General features: G+C 58.9%; 17 protein-coding genes, 1 tRNA gene and 1 riboswitch. Of the genes, 7 read left to right on the top strand and 11 right to left on the bottom strand.

Going from position 1 to position 16,519, the window contains the following annotated elements:
* The first annotated feature begins 34 nt into the window (after positions 1-34).
* From metK to EGI20_RS02305, 4 genes are all read left to right on the top strand, one after another.
* Positions 35-1,204, top strand: coding sequence for a methionine adenosyltransferase (gene metK / locus EGI20_RS02320; protein ID WP_498629308.1), 1,170 nt, complete (start codon positions 35-37; stop codon positions 1,202-1,204).
* 113 nt (positions 1,205-1,317) lie between these two features.
* Positions 1,318-1,381, top strand: a riboswitch (S-adenosyl-L-homocysteine riboswitch).
* Positions 1,382-1,450: 69 nt separating this feature from the next.
* Positions 1,451-2,851 (top strand): adenosylhomocysteinase, encoded by a 1,401-nt coding sequence (ahcY, locus tag EGI20_RS02315; protein ID WP_124734724.1) that lies wholly within the window; start codon positions 1,451-1,453, stop codon positions 2,849-2,851.
* Between the two features lie 71 nt (positions 2,852-2,922).
* A complete protein-coding gene (gene metF, locus EGI20_RS02310) occupies positions 2,923-3,753 on the top strand; it encodes a methylenetetrahydrofolate reductase [NAD(P)H] (protein WP_124734725.1) in 831 nt (276 codons plus the stop codon).
* A gap of 88 nt (positions 3,754-3,841) precedes the next feature.
* Positions 3,842-4,357: a type IV secretion protein Rhs gene (locus EGI20_RS02305; protein WP_498629305.1), complete on the top strand. Its 516-nt coding sequence runs from the start codon at positions 3,842-3,844 to the stop codon at positions 4,355-4,357.
* 23 nt (positions 4,358-4,380) lie between these two features.
* On the opposite strand, the gene plsY is transcribed toward EGI20_RS02305, so the two are convergent.
* A complete protein-coding gene (gene plsY, locus EGI20_RS02300) occupies positions 4,381-5,010 on the bottom strand; it encodes a glycerol-3-phosphate 1-O-acyltransferase PlsY (RefSeq protein ID WP_498629303.1) in 630 nt (209 codons plus the stop codon).
* A gap of 71 nt (positions 5,011-5,081) precedes the next feature.
* On the opposite strand from plsY, the gene folB reads away from it, so the two are divergent.
* A complete protein-coding gene (folB, locus tag EGI20_RS02295) occupies positions 5,082-5,441 on the top strand; it encodes a dihydroneopterin aldolase (RefSeq protein WP_124734728.1) in 360 nt (119 codons plus the stop codon).
* Between the two features lie 31 nt (positions 5,442-5,472).
* Here folB and EGI20_RS02290 read toward each other — a convergent pair whose 3' ends face one another.
* From EGI20_RS02290 to mutY, 9 genes are all read right to left on the bottom strand, one after another.
* Complete coding sequence (locus EGI20_RS02290; protein WP_498629300.1) at positions 5,473-5,859, bottom strand: group II truncated hemoglobin; 387 nt, start codon at positions 5,857-5,859, stop codon at positions 5,473-5,475.
* Position 5,860: 1 nt separating this feature from the next.
* A complete protein-coding gene (gene purT / locus EGI20_RS02285; RefSeq protein WP_498629298.1) occupies positions 5,861-7,060 on the bottom strand; it encodes a formate-dependent phosphoribosylglycinamide formyltransferase in 1,200 nt (399 codons plus the stop codon).
* 68 nt (positions 7,061-7,128) lie between these two features.
* Positions 7,129-8,004 (bottom strand): CheR family methyltransferase, encoded by an 876-nt coding sequence (locus tag EGI20_RS02280; protein WP_498629296.1) that lies wholly within the window; start codon positions 8,002-8,004, stop codon positions 7,129-7,131.
* A 65-nt stretch (positions 8,005-8,069) separates the two neighbouring features.
* The gene (gene erpA, locus EGI20_RS02275) at positions 8,070-8,420 is read right to left on the bottom strand and encodes an iron-sulfur cluster insertion protein ErpA (RefSeq protein WP_124734732.1); all 351 of its coding nucleotides are present in this window, start codon (positions 8,418-8,420) and stop codon (positions 8,070-8,072) included.
* A gap of 90 nt (positions 8,421-8,510) precedes the next feature.
* Positions 8,511-9,539, bottom strand: coding sequence for an N-acetyl-gamma-glutamyl-phosphate reductase (gene argC / locus EGI20_RS02270; protein ID WP_498629294.1), 1,029 nt, complete (start codon positions 9,537-9,539; stop codon positions 8,511-8,513).
* A 126-nt stretch (positions 9,540-9,665) separates the two neighbouring features.
* Positions 9,666-10,058 (bottom strand): 30S ribosomal protein S9, encoded by a 393-nt coding sequence (rpsI, locus tag EGI20_RS02265; RefSeq protein WP_124734734.1) that lies wholly within the window; start codon positions 10,056-10,058, stop codon positions 9,666-9,668.
* A gap of 10 nt (positions 10,059-10,068) precedes the next feature.
* On the bottom strand, positions 10,069-10,503 hold the full coding sequence (gene rplM / locus EGI20_RS02260) for a 50S ribosomal protein L13 (RefSeq protein ID WP_124734735.1): 435 nt from the start codon (positions 10,501-10,503) through the stop codon (positions 10,069-10,071).
* A gap of 367 nt (positions 10,504-10,870) precedes the next feature.
* Complete coding sequence (locus EGI20_RS02255) at positions 10,871-13,072, bottom strand: RelA/SpoT family protein (RefSeq protein ID WP_498629291.1); 2,202 nt, start codon at positions 13,070-13,072, stop codon at positions 10,871-10,873.
* A 20-nt stretch (positions 13,073-13,092) separates the two neighbouring features.
* Positions 13,093-14,157: an A/G-specific adenine glycosylase gene (mutY, locus tag EGI20_RS02250; protein ID WP_498629339.1), complete on the bottom strand. Its 1,065-nt coding sequence runs from the start codon at positions 14,155-14,157 to the stop codon at positions 13,093-13,095.
* Positions 14,158-14,268: 111 nt separating this feature from the next.
* On the opposite strand from mutY, the gene EGI20_RS02245 reads away from it, so the two are divergent.
* Positions 14,269-15,609, top strand: coding sequence for a THUMP domain-containing class I SAM-dependent RNA methyltransferase (locus EGI20_RS02245; RefSeq protein WP_498629289.1), 1,341 nt, complete (start codon positions 14,269-14,271; stop codon positions 15,607-15,609).
* 82 nt (positions 15,610-15,691) lie between these two features.
* Positions 15,692-16,294 (top strand): MarC family protein, encoded by a 603-nt coding sequence (locus tag EGI20_RS02240; RefSeq protein ID WP_124734738.1) that lies wholly within the window; start codon positions 15,692-15,694, stop codon positions 16,292-16,294.
* A 77-nt stretch (positions 16,295-16,371) separates the two neighbouring features.
* Here the strand turns inward: EGI20_RS02240 and EGI20_RS02235 are convergent.
* A tRNA-Phe gene (locus tag EGI20_RS02235) sits at positions 16,372-16,447 on the bottom strand.
* Positions 16,448-16,519 lie beyond the last annotated feature (72 nt).

The raw sequence follows: 16,519 nt of genomic DNA, 5'->3' as shown, positions 1-16,519 counted from the left end.
CACCAACGTGAAGCCTTCTCTTTGGGAACCATCCATGAGCGAATATCTCTTTACTTCCGAATCCGTATCCGAAGGCCATCCAGACAAGGTTGCCGACCAGATCTCCGATGCCATTCTTGATGCGATTTTCCGTGAAGATCCCAAGGCACGCGTTGCTGCCGAGACCCTGGTCAATACCGGCCTGGTCGTGCTGGCTGGTGAAATCACCACCCACGCCAACGTCGACTACATCAAGGTCGCGCGTGAGACCATCAAGCGCATCGGTTACGACAGCTCCGAGCTGGGTTTTGACTACCACGGCTGCGCGGTGTTGGTCGGTTACGACAAGCAAAGCCCGGACATTGCCCAAGGCGTGAACGAAGGCGAGGGCGTTGACCTCGACCAGGGTGCCGGCGACCAGGGCCTGATGTTCGGCTACGCCTGCGACGAAACCCCGACGCTGATGCCGTTCCCGATCTACTACGCGCACCGCCTGGTGCAGCGCCAGGCCGAACTGCGCAAGGATGGCCGCCTGCCATGGCTGCGTCCGGATGCGAAATCGCAGATCACCTGCGTGTATGACTCCGCCACCGGTCTGCCAAAATCCATCGACACCGTGGTGCTGTCCACCCAGCATAGCCCGGACATTGACCACAAGACGCTGACCGAGGCGGTGATCGAGGACATCATCAAGCCGGTGCTGCCGCCGGAAATGATTACTTCCGCCACCCGTTATCTGGTCAACCCGACCGGCCGCTTCGTGATTGGCGGCCCGATGGGCGACTGTGGCCTGACCGGCCGCAAGATCATTGTCGACACCTACGGCGGTGCCGCACCGCACGGCGGTGGCGCCTTCTCCGGCAAGGACCCATCCAAGGTTGACCGTTCGGCCGCCTACGCCGGCCGTTACGTGGCGAAGAACATCGTCGCCGCCGGCCTCGCGCGCCAGTGCCAGATCCAGGTTTCCTACGCCATTGGCGTGGCGCAGCCAACCTCGATTTCGGTCGACACCTTCGGCACCAACACCATTCCGAACGAACGCATCGTAGAACTGGTCAAGCGCCACTTCGACCTACGCCCGAAGGGCATCGTGCAGATGCTGGACCTGCTGCGCCCGATCTACACCAAGACCGCAGCTTACGGCCACTTCGGGCGCGAGGAGCCTGAGTTCACTTGGGAGCGCACCGACAAGGTCGAGGCGCTGCGCGCCGACGCCGGGCTGTAAATTCTACTGCCTTGCACTTTCAGTGCAGTTGTTTAAAACGGATCGCAATGCGATCCGTTTTTTATTGCACGTCATGTGATGCCATTAGTTTATTTTTGTGGCTATAATCACCCCATTCCGGGGAGTGCTGCAAGGCTTAGCCCCAGGCCCGGACCGTTTCAACCGCACTCACCTATGCAACCCGTGCCGGGCACGGGATGTCGGGTGAGCCGCATCCCTCCCGGCCTTCGTGACAGGAATAACACGATGGCTGAATTCAACGATTACCTCGTCGCCGACATCAATCTTGCTGCCTGGGGCCGCAAGGAACTGGCGATTGCCGAGACCGAGATGCCCGGCCTGATGGCGCTACGCGAAGAGTACAAGCACAGCCAGCCGCTGCGTGGCGCGCGCATCGCCGGCAGCTTGCACATGACCATCCAGACCGGCGTGCTGATCGAGACGCTGGTGGCGCTGGGTGCCGATGTGCGCTGGGCGTCGTGCAATATCTTCTCGACCCAGGACCATGCCGCTGCCGCCATTGCTGCCGCCGCTATTCCGGTATTTGCGTTCAAGGGTGAGAGCCTGGACGAGTACTGGGAGTACTCGCACCGCATTTTCGAATGGCCGGAGGGCGAGCCTGCCAACATGATTCTGGACGATGGCGGTGACGCGACCCTGCTGTTGATGCTGGGTAGCCGTGCCGAGAGCGATATCGGCGTGGTGGGCCACCCGTCCAACGAAGAAGAAACTGCGCTGTTCGCCTCGATCAAGCAGCATCTGGCGCTCGACCCGCACTGGTACTCCAAGCGTCTGGCGCATATCAAGGGCGTGACCGAGGAGACCACCACCGGCGTGCATCGTCTGTATCAGATGCAGAAGGATGGCCAGCTGCCGTTCCCGGCGTTCAACGTCAACGACTCGGTGACCAAGAGCAAGTTCGACAATCTGTATGGCTGCCGCGAGTCGCTGGTTGACGGTATCAAGCGCGCGACTGATGTAATGATTGCCGGCAAGGTGGCGGTGGTGCTGGGCTATGGCGATGTGGGCAAGGGCTGTGCGCAATCATTGCGCGGCCTGGGTGCCACGGTATGGGTGACCGAGATCGACCCTATCTGCGCGCTGCAGGCGGCGATGGAAGGCTACCGTGTGGTACGCATGAATGAGGTGGCCGGCGAGGCTGACATCTTCGTGACCACCACCGGCAACGTCGGCGTGATTACGCACGCGCATATGCAGAAAATGCGTAACAACGCCATCGTGTGCAATATCGGCCACTTCGACTCCGAAATCGAAGTCGCCAGCCTGCGCCAGTACCAGTGGGACAATATCAAGCCGCAGGTCGACCACATCATCTTCCCGGACGGCAAGCGCATCATCTTGTTGGCTGAAGGCCGTCTGGTGAATCTGGGCTGCGGTACCGGCCATCCGTCGTTTGTGATGTCCAACAGCTTCACCAACCAGGTGCTGGCGCAGATCGAGATCTTCTGCAATGGCGCGAAATACGGCCGCGAAGTGTATGTGCTGCCCAAGCATCTGGACGAGAAAGTCGCCCGTCTGCATCTGGCACGCATCGGGGCGCATCTGACCGAGCTGTCCGATGAGCAGGCTGCTTATATCAGTGTGCCCAAGGATGGCCCGTACAAGCCTGCACACTACCGTTACTAAGCGTTAAGCGGTAGCCCGTCATGCCACCAAGAGCAGCCGGGCTACCACCTTGCAGTCGACAAGGGGGAACCATGAACAAGCGCAATTTCAGTTTCGAGTTTTTTCCGCCCAAGACGGATGAGGGCATGGCCAAGCTGCGCAATACCCGCGCCCAACTGGCCCAGTTCAAGCCCGAATTTTTTTCGGTAACCTTTGGTGCCGGTGGCACCACGCGCGAGGGCACGCTGGCTGCGGTGCAGGATATCCGTAACGCCGGCCTGGCCGCAGCGCCGCACCTGTCGTGCATCGGTTCGACCCGCGACAATATTCGCGCGGTGCTGAACGAGTACCGCGAACATGGTATCCGCCATATTGTGGCACTGCGTGGCGATATGCCTTCCGGCATGGTCGAGGCCGGCGAATTCCGCTACGCCAACGAACTGGTGAGCTTTATCCGCGCGGAGCATGGCGAACATTTCCATATTGAAGTGGCGGCCTATCCCGAGTTTCATCCGCAGGCACGCTCTGCGGAAGAGGATATGGCCAACTTTGTGCGCAAGGTGGAAGCCGGCGCCAATTCGGCGATGACCCAGTATTTCTTCAATGCCGATGCCTATTTCCGCTTCGTGGATGAGGTGCAGGCACGCGGTGTGACCATTCCGGTAGTGCCGGGCATTATGCCTATCTCCAACTTCGGCCAACTGGTGCGTTTCTCCGATATGTGCGGCGCGGAAGTACCGCGCTGGCTGCGTCTTCGGATGCAGGCGTATATGGACGACAGTGCATCGATCCGCGCGCTGGGGCTGGATGTGGTGACCGAGCTGTGCGACCGGCTGCTGAGCAATGGCGCGCCGGGCCTGCATTTCTATACGCTGAATCAGGCGGGGCTGGTGTCCACCATCTGGCAGCGTCTGGGTTTGTAGCGCGGCCATGCCATAGGCCATGCCATAGTAAAAGGCGCACCCGCTTTGGCCGCTGCGCCTTTTTTAGTCAGGGGGCAGGATGCGGGGCTTGTGCGCAGGGGAAGTGCTGTTGTGCCGGCGCTTATTTGGCGATGCGCTGAATTATCATCGTGTGCGCGTGCATGATCGCGCTTATCTGCCATGGCAGGGCCGGCGTGCGATGGCGCCGAACGGACAGCTTTATCTGCCTGCACGTTGCGGGCTGTATGCCGATGATTATTCGCAGGCTGCGCCAGCACTGCAGCTTTTGTTCGTGCACGAGATGACGCATGTCTGGCAATACCAGCGCGGTTACCGCCTGCGTCTGGCCGCCTTGTGTCTGTTGGCGCAAGGCGGCTATGGTTGGCGCGATGCTTATGCCTATCCGCAGCAGCCGGGTGCCGAATTCAAAGACTTTAATTTCGAGCAGCAAGCCGAACTGGTGTCGCATTACTATGGTGCGGCGGTGCTGGGCTTGCCCGCCTTGCTGCCTAGCTTGCCATGGCTGCAGACGGTGTTGCAGGGCTTTCTTGCTGACCCGGGCGATAAGCGTTTATTGCCTGTTTCCCGACGCCTGGCGACGTAAAAAAGGGGCCATCGGCCCCTTGGTCAGGATTTGTCTTCGGGCGAGGATTTTTCGCCTATCTTGCCTTCCTGTCCGGTCAAGAGATTGACCAGGTTGGACTTGTGGCGGTGGACCACCAGAATGGCGATGATGATGCAGGTGCCGAAAAACGGGCTTTGCGGACCAATGATGAAGTAGGCAAACACCGGTGCCAGTACGCAGGCGGTCAGCGCAGACAGCGACGAAATCTTGACTACCAGCGCCATAAACAGCCAGGTCGCGATCGCGGCCAGTGCCAGCCACAGGTTGAAGCCGAACAGTACCCCCACCGCGGTGGCAACGCCCTTGCCGCCCTTAAAACCGAAAAATATCGGCCACATATGGCCAATCAGCACCGCCAGCGCGACCATGGAAACTTCGCGTGCCCCCAAGCCATAGCGTGGTGCCAGCCATGCGGCCAACGCAACGGCCAGCCAGCCTTTGATGCCGTCGCCCAGCAGGGTCAGGACGGCGGCCAGTTTTTTGCCCGAGCGCAGTACATTGGTGGCGCCAGGGTTGCCCGAGCCGTAGCTTCTGGGGTCGGCCATGCCCATGGCGCGGCTGACGATCACGGCAAACGAAAGCGAGCCTATCAGATAGGCGACGGCGATGAAGGCAAAGGCTGTCGTGGTCATGGTTAATACACTAGAATGCGGGGTTTGGATTTTACGGTATCGAGCGGCATTTCCCAACGCCGTCAGCACAGATGGACATTATTTTTCTGCGAGAAGTGCGCGCGGCGACCCTGATCGGCGTGTATGACTGGGAGCGCGAAGCGCCCCAGACCCTTGAGATCGATCTGGATATCGGCATTCCGAGCGAAGTGCCGTGCCATAGCGACGATATTGTCGATACCATTCATTACGGTGAAGTGGTGGAGCGCGTGCGTGCGTCGCTGGCCGAGCAGCATTTTCTGCTGATCGAGGCACTGGCCGAGCATATTGCCCATCTGGTCCGCACCGAGTTCGGCGCGGCCTGGGTGCGGGTGTCGATTACCAAGCCCGGTATCCTGCCCGAGGTCGCCAAGGTCGGCGTGACCATAGAGCGCGGTCAGCGTCCGCGCTGAAACAAGACAGCCCCGCATGCGGGGCTGTTGTTCATTCGGGCTGGTTGCGCATGAAATCGGCGGTATTGTAAAACGCCTCGATCAGCTTGGCTTTCAGCCAGTCCTCCAGTACCAGTTCATCCACCGCAAGCTGCATGCAGGCCATCCACTGGTCGCGCGCACGGCTGTCTACCGCAAACGGCATGTGCCGCTGGCGCAGGCGCGGGTGACCGTAGGCTTCCATATAGAGCGCAGGTCCGCCTAGCCAGCCGGACAAAAACATATACAGTTTCTCGGTGGAGCCGGCCAGATCCGCAGGATGCATGGCCCTGAGTTCGGCCACCGAGGGGTCGGTGTCCATGATGGTGTAGAAGCGCTCGCACAGGTGACGCACCACACCCGCGCCGCCCATTAGCTCATAAGGCGTCATTTCTGCCATTTCACTCCCCCTTGACCGGCTTGACCAGGCATGCTGCCGTGCGTGCACGCTCCCGCGCTGCATCTACATGGTCGGCGCAGGCTACGGCAACCCCCATGCGGCGGCGCATAAAGCTCTCTGGCTTGCCGAAAAGACGCAGGTCGGTGCCTGGGGTGGCTAGCGCGGCCTCAATGCCCTCAAAAGCGATTCCTGTCGCTTCCATACCGCCGTAGATCACGGCCGATGCACCCGGGCTGGACAGTCTGGTATCTACCGGAAGGCCCAGAATTGCGCGGGCATGCAGTTCAAACTCGGAATAGCGCTGGGTCGTCAGGGTTACCAAGCCGGTGTCGTGCGGGCGCGGGCTGACTTCAGAGAACCATACCTCGTCCCCCTTGACGAAGAGTTCCACCCCAAATAATCCCCAGCCCCCCAGTGCCTCGGTGACCTGGCCTGCGATCTCGCGGGCGCGCACGAGTGCCTTGTGGCTCATCGCCTGCGGCTGCCAGCTCTCGACGTAGTCGCCATCCTGCTGGCGGTGGCCTATGGGTTCGCAATAGTGGGTCGCGGTGCCGCCCATGCTATCGCTGGCGCGTACCGTGAGCAGGGTGATCTCGTAATCGAAATCGACCAGGCCTTCGACGATGATGCGACCCTTGGCGACACGCCCGGCGCTGGCGGCATAGTCCCAGGCCGCTTCGACTTCAGCCGCACTCTTGATAAAAGACTGGCCTTTGCCGCTGGAGGACATGACCGGCTTGATAAAGCAGGGGAAACCGATGGTGGCAGTCGCTGCCTGCATTTCTTCCAGCGAGCCGGCAAAGGCATAACGCGATGTCGGCAGGCCCAGTTCTGCCGCTGCCAGCGTGCGTATGCCTTCACGGTTCATGGTGAGATTGACGGCACGCGCGCTTGGCACCACGGTAGCCAGACCTTCATGCTCTATCTTCAGCAGCTCCTCGGTGGCAATGGCTTCGATCTCCGGCACGATGTAATGCGGACGGACAGCCTCGATCAGGGCGCGCAGGGCGACCGGGTCGTGCATGTTTATCACATGGCTGCTATGCGCGACCTGCATGGCTGGTGCATTCGGGTAGCGGTCTACGGCAATGGTCTCGACGCCAAGGCGTTGCAGGGCAATGACGACCTCTTTGCCCAGTTCGCCGCTGCCCAGCAGCATGACTCTTGTTGCGCTAGGGGTGTGGGGTGTTCCGATACGCACGCTGTTTCTCCTCGCTGTAAGAAATCGCGCGCATCTTAACATGCCATGCTGATGGCCGGATGTGGACTTTATCCATGTATGGTTTTGGCTGGGGCGTGTGTCGCGTGTTCGTATACCGTTTTTCCGCGCAGGTGGAACAGGTCCGCCGCGAAGTAGAAGTTTTCCGAATGGCCGACAAATAGCAGGCCATCGGCTTTGAGTAAGGGGGAGAAACGCTTGAGGATGCGCGCCTGCGTGTCGCGATCAAAGTAGATCATGACGTTGCGGCAGAAGATGGCATCAAAGGTTTTGTGTATGGCCCAGCTATTGTCGATCAGGTTCAGGCGCTGGAAGCTGATCATATTGCGCAACTGTGCCTTGGCCTGATACTGGCCGTCGGCGAGCTTGTCGAAGTATTTGGCTGCCATGCCGGCAGGCAGACGGGCAATCTTGTCGGCCGCGTAGATGCCGCGTCTGGCGGTTTCCAGTACGCTGGTATCAAGATCGGTGGCCAGGATGCTGATGGCGGGGCGCGTATTGCCGCAGAGGGCTTCTAGAGCCGTGATGGCAATGGAGTAGGCTTCTTCTCCGGTAGAGGAGGCGGCGCACCAGATGCTTATTTCATTGTGTCCGGATTGCTTGAGGTGGCTGGCCAATAGCGGGAAGTGATGCTCTTCGCGAAAAAAGAAGGTGAGGTTGGTGGTGAGCGCATTAACGAATTGTTCAAACTCGCCGCGCCCTGCGCTGGACTCGACCAGATTCAGATAGGGGGTAAAGCCGCTCAGTTTCAATTCCCGTATCCGGCGCACAAGACGGCCGTAAACCATATCCTTCTTGGTCGGATTCAGGGCGATGCCTGCATTTTGGTAAATCAACTTGCGCACCCGTTCGAAGTCCGCGTCGCTGAAATTGAACTCCCGGTTAAAGTCGATTTTGGGCAGGACAACAGGTGGTAGTGTGGTCATTAATAAGGCTCGGCAAAAAAAAGGCCCGGGTATCAACCCGAGCCTTTCATATTAACCGTTCAGCCTTAAACCGTGAAGGAAGAGCCGCAGCCGCAGGTGGTGGTCGCATTCGGGTTGCGGATTACAAACTGGGAACCTTCAAGGTTGTCCTGATAGTCGATCTCTGCACCAACCAGGTACTGATAGCTCATCGGATCGACCAGGAAGGTCACGCCGTCGCGCTCGATGGCGGTGTCGTCGTCGTTGACGATCTCATCAAAGGTAAAGCCGTACTGGAAGCCCGAGCAGCCGCCGCCGGTAACAAATACGCGCAGCTTGAGCTCCGGGTTGCCTTCTTCGGCCACAAGATCCCGTACCTTGGCGCAGGCGCTATCGGTGAAGTTGATCGGGGACGGCATTTCGGTAGTCGCAGTCATGGTTTCTAGCCTCGTCAAACAGTGTGCCAAAAGCGGCATTCATCCTAGTATTTTACTCAGGATTGGGGCGCTATGGCGAGTGTTCAAGTGTCAGGGCAGTAGCGGCACCTGATTCAGCCCCGATTTCTCGTCCAGACCGAACATCAGATTCATATTTTGTATGGCTTGCCCCGCAGCCCCTTTGACCAGATTGTCTATCACTGAGAGTACGACAACCGTGTCGGAGCCTTGCGGGCGGTGCACGGCAAGACGGCAGGTGTTGGCTCCGCGCACCGAGCGCGTTTCCGGATGGCTGCCGGCTGGCAGTACATCGACAAATTGCTCTTGCGCGTAACGCGTTTCGAACAAGCCCTGCAAGTCGCAGTCTTTGGTCAGGCGGGCATACAGAGTGGCGTGAATGCCGCGTATCAGGGGGGTCAGATGGGGCACGAAGGTGAGACCTACCGCTTCGCCTGCCATGCCGCGCAGCCCCTGACGGATTTCTGGCAAGTGGCGGTGCCCTGCGACGCCATAAGCCTTGAAGTTGTCGCCCGCTTCAGCAAGCAGGCTGCCTAGCTCGGCTTTGCGCCCGGCACCGGAGACACCAGACTTGCAGTCGGCAATGATATGGCTGCAATCAATGACACCGGCTTCCAGTAGTGGCAGCAGTCCCAGTTGGACTGCGGTCGGATAACAGCCTGGGTTGGCAACCAGCTTTGCATCGCGTATGCGTGCGCGGTTGAGTTCGGGCAGGCCATAGACGGCGTCTTCCAGCAGTTCGGGCGCGGCATGTTGCATGGCGTACCATTTTTCCCACTCGGCTACATCGCGGATACGGAAGTCGGCCGCCAGGTCTATGACCCGGACGCCAGCCTGAAGCAGTTCGCGCGCCTCATGCATGGCAATACCGTTGGGAGTGGCGAAGAATACGATATCGCAAGCGCTGAGCTTGGCCTGTTCCGGCGTCGAGAAGGCAAGGTCGATGTGGCCGCGCAGGCTGGGGAACATCTCGGCAACCTGCATGCCGGCTTCCTTGCGCGAGGTAACGGCGGTGACCTGTGCTAGCGGATGGCTGGCTAGCAAGCGTAGCAATTCAACACCGGTATACCCTGTTCCGCCAACAATCCCAACCTTGATCATGTTCTTGCCTTTATATAAAAAAATGTCGCAAGAATGAATATACGGCAGGGTGCTATTGCAATGCAATAAGTTGCGGCCAAGAAAAAAGCCACCCGAGGGTGGCCTTTCCGATAGCAGGGCAGCGAATTAACGCTTGGAGAACTGCTTGGCGCGACGTGCTTTACGCAGGCCGACTTTCTTACGTTCAACTTCACGAGCATCGCGAGTTACGAAGCCTGCTGCGGACAGCGCTGGCTTCAGTTCTGCGCTGAAGTCGATCAGTGCACGGGTGATGCCGTGACGGATTGCACCAGCTTGGCCAGTTTCGCCGCCGCCGATAACGTTGACTTTGATATCGAACGATTCCGTGTGCTCGGTCAGAGCCAGTGGCTGGCGGATGACCATGCGGCCGGTTTCGCGAGCAAAGTATTCGTCAACAGGCTTGCCGTTAACGATGATCTGGCCGGAACCCTTTTGCATGAACACACGAGCAACCGAGCTCTTGCGGCGGCCGGTACCGTAGTAATATTTACCGTTCATCTATCTTGCCTCAAAAATCAGTTTCCAGCACTTTCGGCTGTTGGGCTTCGTGCGGATGTTCGCTACCAGCGTATACCTTGAGCTTCTTGATCATTGCGTAACCAAGTGGGCCTTTAGGCAGCATACCCTTGACAGCTTTTTCCAGAACACGTTCAGGGAACTGCTGTTGCAGTTCGGTGAAGTTGCGTTCCTTGATGCCGCCCGGATAGCCGGTGTGACGGTAGTATTTCTTGTCTAGGGCCTTGGCACCGGTGACGCGCAGCTTGTCAACGTTAACGACTACGATGTAGTCGCCAGTGTCAACGTGCGGGGTGTATTCCGGCTTGTGCTTGCCACGCAGACGGTGAGCGATTGCAGCCGCTACACGACCCAGCACTTTGTCGGAGGCGTCGACCACGTACCACTCGCGCTTTACTTCATGCGGCTTGGCAGAAAAGGTCTTCATGGAGCTCTTCCATCGTAAATTCTTGAAAGTTCCGGATTCTATTGTAGGGAAGCCCCGCTGTCAAACCATTGTGCGATAACAATAAATGGACTCGCCCCTGTGTGTGCAAAACGGGCGCTGTTACGGCCGCAAAACAGGCAAATTCAGGTAAAAAAAAGCGCAATCACGTGAATGATCGCGCCAAGTTCCACCTAAATAAGGAGGATGGAGGAGACAACACCAAAACGCACATAGTAATGCAACGTCATGATGCGATTCGAATTATCCGCAGTGAAACCTGACTTGGCAAGGGTTTTTTTGTGCGAAGCACAAAAAATGTTGCAATGCCGCATCTTTTCTTGCCGGGACGTTGTTGCAAGTTTACCCGTCAGGCGCGCCTGACATCCTGTACGCCATTGATTTCATTTACATGATTAATGACCCGGCTGATCTCCTGCACGCTGCGGACTTCCACTGTAAAACACATCCTGGCTTTGTGGTCGCGGGTCTGTGTGTTCACGGCAATCACATTGAGCTTTTCGCGCGACAAAACATCCGAGATATCGCGTAGCAGTCCGGGCCGGTCACGCGCGCTGACTTCAAGGTCGATCGGGAAGACGCTGTTTTTCTGTTCGCCCCAGTCGGCACTGATCAGACGTTCCGGTGCTTCGGCCGACAGGCGTTTCAGTGTCAGGCAGTTGCTGCGGTGAATAGAAATGCCGCGGCCCTTGGTGACGAAGCCGGCGACGGAGTCGGGAGGGGCCGGCTTGCAGCACTTGGCCAGTACCGTCATCAGGTTATTGACCCCTTCGACCAGTATGCCGCCTGCGTCGTGGCCGCCCTTGCTGCGCTTGACGAGGTCGTCTGCGGTGATGTCCTGTACTGGATGCGGGGCAAAGCTTGCTATGGCTGTGCTGACCGCCCTGAGTGACAGTTCTCCATGCCCCAGTGCGCCGAAAACGTCCTCCAGTTTGGCGTAGCCCAGCTTTTCCGTCAGTGTGCCCAGATTGGGGTGGATGTGATGGCGCGCCAGTTCGCGTTCGAATAACTGGCGACCGCTCTCGCGCACCGAATCGGCATTTTGCTGGCGAATGTACTGGCGGATCTTGGTGATGGCTTTATTGCTTTTGACCCAGCCTTCATGCAGCCAGTTGACGCTGGGCCCGCCTTCCTTGGCTGCCAGAATTTCGACACGCTGGCCGTTTTGTAGCGGAGTCGATAGCGGGACAATGTGTCCTTCGACCTTGGCGCCACGGCAGCGGTCTCCCAGGCTGCTGTGGATGGCGTAAGCGAAGTCGATGGGTGTCGCCCCTGTAGGCAGGGATAGAACGCGTCCTTGCGGGGTTAGAACGTACAGGGTGTCGGCAAACAGTTCGGTCTTGAATGCGTCGGCCAAGCCTTCTTTGTCGGAAATTTCTTCCCGCCAGTCGAGCAGTTGCCTGAGCCAGGAAATTTTTTCCTCGTACGCCGCATCGCCTTTGCCGCCTTCCTTGTAGCGCCAGTGTGCCGCCACGCCGAATTCGGCATGCTCATGCATGTCGAAGGTGCGGATCTGGACTTCGATCGCCTTGTCTTCCGGGCCGATGACGGCCGTGTGCAGGCTGCGGTAGTTGTTCGGTTTGGGGTGCGAGATATAGTCGTCAAACTCCCCCGGAATCGGCTGCCAGATATTGTGCATCAGGCCCAGTACCGTGTAGCAGTCCGGCATGCGCTCGACCAGTACGCGTACGGCGCGGATATCGTACAGCTCGGAGAAGTCGAGTTTTTTCTTGCGCATCTTTTTCCAGATGGAATAGATATGCTTGGGGCGGCCGGCGACTTCTCCCTTGATGCCGGCCTTGGCCAGTTCGTCGCGCAAGACTTGCAGGATGCGCTCGATATAGTCGAGCCGCTCCAGCCGCCTTTCGTCCAGTAGCCTGGCTATTTTTTTGTAGCTTTCCGGCTCCTGATGGCGAAAGCCCAGATCCTCCAGCTCCCATTTGATCTGCCATACGCCCAGGCGGTTGGCCAGTGGCGCGAAGACCTCCATGGTTTCATTGGCGAGCTGGCGACGCAGGCTCTCGTCCGGAACCTCGGCCAGGTAGTGCATGGTCTGGGTGCGCCAGGCCAGTTTGATCAGTACCACGCGAATATCGGTAACCATGGCCAGCAACATCTTGCGCATGGTCTCGGCCTGGCGTGCACGCTCTTCGGGCGTATCGAGCTGGTCGATGCGTGCCAGTTCGGTCAGGCGGCGCACCTTGCCTACGCCCTCCACCAGCATGGCTACGGTCGGATTGAAATTATGCGTCAGCCAGACGCCGGCATCTTCCCGGTAGTCGGGGGCGGCAAACAGCAGCGTGGCGGCGATGGCGTCCGGCAGCAGGTTAAGGTCGGCTACGATGGCAGCTGCCGCAACTGCATGGCTGAATACGTCTTCGCCGGTGAGCGGCAGGCAGTGCCCTTGGTAAAGTGCGTGCGCCTCGGCAAAGGCGCGCGCCAGCATGCCGCTTTCTTCGGGCGTGAGCGCGGCAGAGAGTTGCTCAAGCCAAAGTGCCGGGTCGGCAGCATTGGCAAGAGTATCGGCAACGGGGCGGACAACGGAAACCATACGGCGTTTTCAGCTAGCTTTTAAAGGGGTGAGCGGAGTTTACCGGAACTCTCCGCCAAGTGCTTTAGCATGCGCTTGACTGGCGCGGGTACGCCGGCATCGGCCGCATCGGCCAAGGGGAGCCAGCATGCCGCACTGTCTTGGGCCTGCGTGTGCAGCATGCTCAGGCTGACGGGCAGCGGTGTGATGATTAGGCGAAAGTGGGTGAAGACATGTTCGATCTCCGGCCAGGCTGGCAGGATGTCGCCTTCGCCGGCTTGTTGCAGCCAGTCTTGTGCGCTGTGGGTCGCGCCCAGCTCAGGCAGGGAGAGCAGGCCGCCCCAGACGCCGGTGGGCGGGCGCCGCACCAGTAATACCTGTCCGTTGTGCATGGCCATCAGCAAGGTGGCGTAGCGGGTGGGAATCGCTTTTTTCGGGCGCGCAGTGGGAAGCTCGCTGGTACGCGCCTCCAGATATGCCATGCAGTCCTGCCGCATCGGGCAGTGTTCGCAAGAGGGTTTGCCACGGGAGCATAGTGTCGCCCCCAGGTCCATAATGCCCTGGGTGTACGCGGGCATGTCGTCTGCGGATGCCGGGAGCAGGCTCTCGGCCAGCTGCCACATGCTGTTTTCTATCTTTTTTTCGCCCGGCCAGCCGGCAATGCCGAATACGCGTGCCAGTACCCGTTTGACGTTGCCGTCTAGAATGGCGTGGCGGCGCGAGAAGGCAAAGGCCGAGATGGCTGCCGCAGTCGAGCGCCCTACGCCGGGCAGGCGTATGAGCTGCGCTGGCTGTTCGGGAAAAGCACCACCGAACTCTTCGCACACCATCATGGCGGCTTTATGCAGGTTACGGGCCCGGCTGTAATAGCCCAAGCCGCTCCACAGGGTAAGGACTTCGTCGACCGAGGCTTGGGCGAGTGTGTGTACATCGGGAAAGCGTTCGATAAAGCGGGCGTAATACACCAGCACGCTGCTGACCTGAGTTTGCTGCAGCATAATCTCGGACAGCCAGACGCGGTACGGATCGCTGACTTGCCAGGGCAGGTTGTGGCGACCGTGTTGGCGTTGCCAGGCTAGTAGTTTTTCCGCAAATTCACGCGCTATCATGCCGTTTTCCTTCCATTAAGCCGGCGATGGTAGCCCAAAGCATGGTTGCTCACCAAGAACGCAGACACAAAATCCGCTAAGATGCGGGATTGCTAATAAGGAGTGGGCATGTCCAGTTTCCGATCCCGCCAGCGCTCGCAATCGAGCCGTCATTTTATACGTCCGCTTGACGAGGCTGGGACCGAGCCTCAAACGCCGGCCGCCGTGCCTGTTGCTGCGCCTTCCCGTGCGCCAGCGCCACCCGAAGCGCGGCCGCACGGGCGCGCGCCGGTTGCCATACGCGCCGAGCGTGTCAGCGCCATGTTTGCGCCTTGCCCGCGTGGCCTGGAAGGTGTGCTGGCCGAAGAGCTGGCCGCGCTTGGGGCAACGTCCATTGATAAGCGTAACAATGGCGTGGCTTTTTGCGGTGATAACGCCGTGATGATGCGCGCCAATCTGGAGTCGCGTACGGCCAGCCGTATCCTGATCCAGCTGGCGCAAGGCCCTTACCGTAGCGAGCAGGATGTGTACAAGCTGGCGCTGACCATAGACTGGCCGCGCTGGTTTGCCGTCGGCAAGACCATCAAGGTCAAAACTGATGGCGTCGGCTCGGCCCTGCGTAGCCTGGATTTTATTTCGCTCAAGGTTAAGGATGCGGTGTGCGACCGTTTCCGTCAGGCCGATCTGGGGCGTCCTAGCGTGGATACCCGTTATCCCGATGTGCGTATCCATGTGTTTTTATCCGCAGATCAGGCAACGGTGTATATCGACAGCAGCGGCGAGCCGCTGTTCAAGCGCGGATGGCGCGAAGACACCGGCGAGGCACCGCTGCGCGAGAATCTGGCTGCGGGCATTTTGCTCCTGGCCGGCTATGACGGTTCGCAGGCTTTGCTTGACCCGATGATGGGTAGCGGGACTTTTCTGGTTGAGGCTGCCGATATTGCGTTGAACCGGGCGCCGGGGCGTTTGCGAGATTTTGCCTTCCGCGATTTGCGCAGTTTTGATGCGGTCGAGTGGGAAAGCGTGCAGGCGCGGGCGCGTCAGGCCGAGAAGCCGCTGACGGCCTTGCCTATTCGTGGCTCGGATGTATCTGTGCAGATGCTGGTGAAGACGCGGCACAATCTTAAACAGGCTGGGTTGCATGGTTTGGTGCAGATTGCGCAAAGCGATGTGCTGGATACCCGTCCGCATGCCGAAACGGGCCTGATTGTTACCAACCCGCCTTATGGTGTGCGTCTGGACGAGCAGGAAGGTCTGGCACTGCTGTATCCGCAGTTGGGTGGCTGGCTCAAGCAGCACTTTTCCGGCTGGACGGCCAATTTCTTTACCGGAGATTTACGTCTGGCCAAACTGATCCGGCTGAGCCCTAAGCAGCGCATGCCGCTGTTTAACGGCGCGCTGGATTGTCGGCTGTTTGTCATTCCCATGGTAGCCGGCTCCAATCGTGCCAAGGAGGGTGCGGGCGGATAAAGCTCGGTTTTGTCCTGTTTGTGATAAAGGCGTGCGATAATTCGTACGCCTTTATCATTTTATTGCCGGGGATGGTTCTGCCATGGAATCGACTTTTATCTCAGCGACCATTCTACTGATCCTGATTACTGACCCGCTGGGTAATATTCCCTTGTTTATTTCCGCGCTCAAACAGGTTAAGCCTGAGCGGCGGCGGCGCGTGGTCTACCGCGAATGCCTGATCGCGTTTTGCGTCTTGCTGGCTTTTATGTTCGGCGGGCAGACTTTTCTTAAGGTGATGCACCTGAGCGACGAGTCTTTAAGCGTGGCGGGCGGCGTGATTTTGTTCCTGATTGCCATCAAGATGATCTTCCCCGGCGAGGGTGGGGCTTTGGGTGGGGATAAGGTGAGCGGAGAGCCGTTTATCGTTCCGATTGCCATTCCGCTGATTGCCGGGCCCTCGGCCATGGCGACAGTGTTATTAATGGCAACTCGCGAGCCTGACCGCATGCTGGAGTGGGTTGGTGCCTTGCTGATTTCCATTCTGGTGACCACTGTGGTGTTTCTGTTTTCCAACCGTTTGCAAAAATGGCTGGGCGAGCAGGCGATTACGGCGCTGGAGCGGCTGATGGGGCTGGTGTTGACCGCCATTTCGATCGAGATGCTGCTGGGCGGGGTTGCGGCATATATCCGCCAGTTTTCCTGAGCGGGTTTTCGCCCGGAGCGTAGTCGGGCGCTGAAATAGAAAAAGCCCGAATCATGGATTCGGGCTTTTTCGGTATCTGGTGGCCTGTCTCGGAATCGAACCAAGGACACGCGGATTTTCAATCCGCTGCTCTACCAACTGAGCTAACAGGCCTCTGCCGTGGTGCAATAAAGTGCTGGTGGCCTGTCTCGGAATCGAACCAAGGACACGCGGATTTTCAATCCG

This window comes from Aquitalea sp. S1-19 (assembly GCF_024343515.1).
The sequence above is the reverse complement of the archived record's forward strand: the minus strand, read 5'-3'. Positions and strand labels throughout refer to the sequence as shown.

Coding starts and splice junctions, on each gene's coding strand:
- ahcY (WP_124734724.1), top strand. CDS start 1,451: ATGGCTGAATTCAACGATTACCTCGTCGCCGACATCAATCTTGCTGCC.
- argC (WP_498629294.1), bottom strand. CDS start 9,539: ATGATCAAGGTTGGGATTGTTGGCGGAACAGGGTATACCGGTGTTGAA.
- EGI20_RS02240 (WP_124734738.1), top strand. CDS start 15,692: ATGGAATCGACTTTTATCTCAGCGACCATTCTACTGATCCTGATTACT.
- EGI20_RS02290 (WP_498629300.1), bottom strand. CDS start 5,859: ATGGCAGAAATGACGCCTTATGAGCTAATGGGCGGCGCGGGTGTGGTG.
- folB (WP_124734728.1), top strand. CDS start 5,082: ATGGACATTATTTTTCTGCGAGAAGTGCGCGCGGCGACCCTGATCGGC.
- EGI20_RS02245 (WP_498629289.1), top strand. CDS start 14,269: ATGTCCAGTTTCCGATCCCGCCAGCGCTCGCAATCGAGCCGTCATTTT.
- metK (WP_498629308.1), top strand. CDS start 35: ATGAGCGAATATCTCTTTACTTCCGAATCCGTATCCGAAGGCCATCCA.
- EGI20_RS02280 (WP_498629296.1), bottom strand. CDS start 8,004: ATGACCACACTACCACCTGTTGTCCTGCCCAAAATCGACTTTAACCGG.
- metF (WP_124734725.1), top strand. CDS start 2,923: ATGAACAAGCGCAATTTCAGTTTCGAGTTTTTTCCGCCCAAGACGGAT.
- rpsI (WP_124734734.1), bottom strand. CDS start 10,058: ATGAACGGTAAATATTACTACGGTACCGGCCGCCGCAAGAGCTCGGTT.
- rplM (WP_124734735.1), bottom strand. CDS start 10,503: ATGAAGACCTTTTCTGCCAAGCCGCATGAAGTAAAGCGCGAGTGGTAC.
- erpA (WP_124734732.1), bottom strand. CDS start 8,420: ATGACTGCGACTACCGAAATGCCGTCCCCGATCAACTTCACCGATAGC.
- EGI20_RS02255 (WP_498629291.1), bottom strand. CDS start 13,072: ATGGTTTCCGTTGTCCGCCCCGTTGCCGATACTCTTGCCAATGCTGCC.
- plsY (WP_498629303.1), bottom strand. CDS start 5,010: ATGACCACGACAGCCTTTGCCTTCATCGCCGTCGCCTATCTGATAGGC.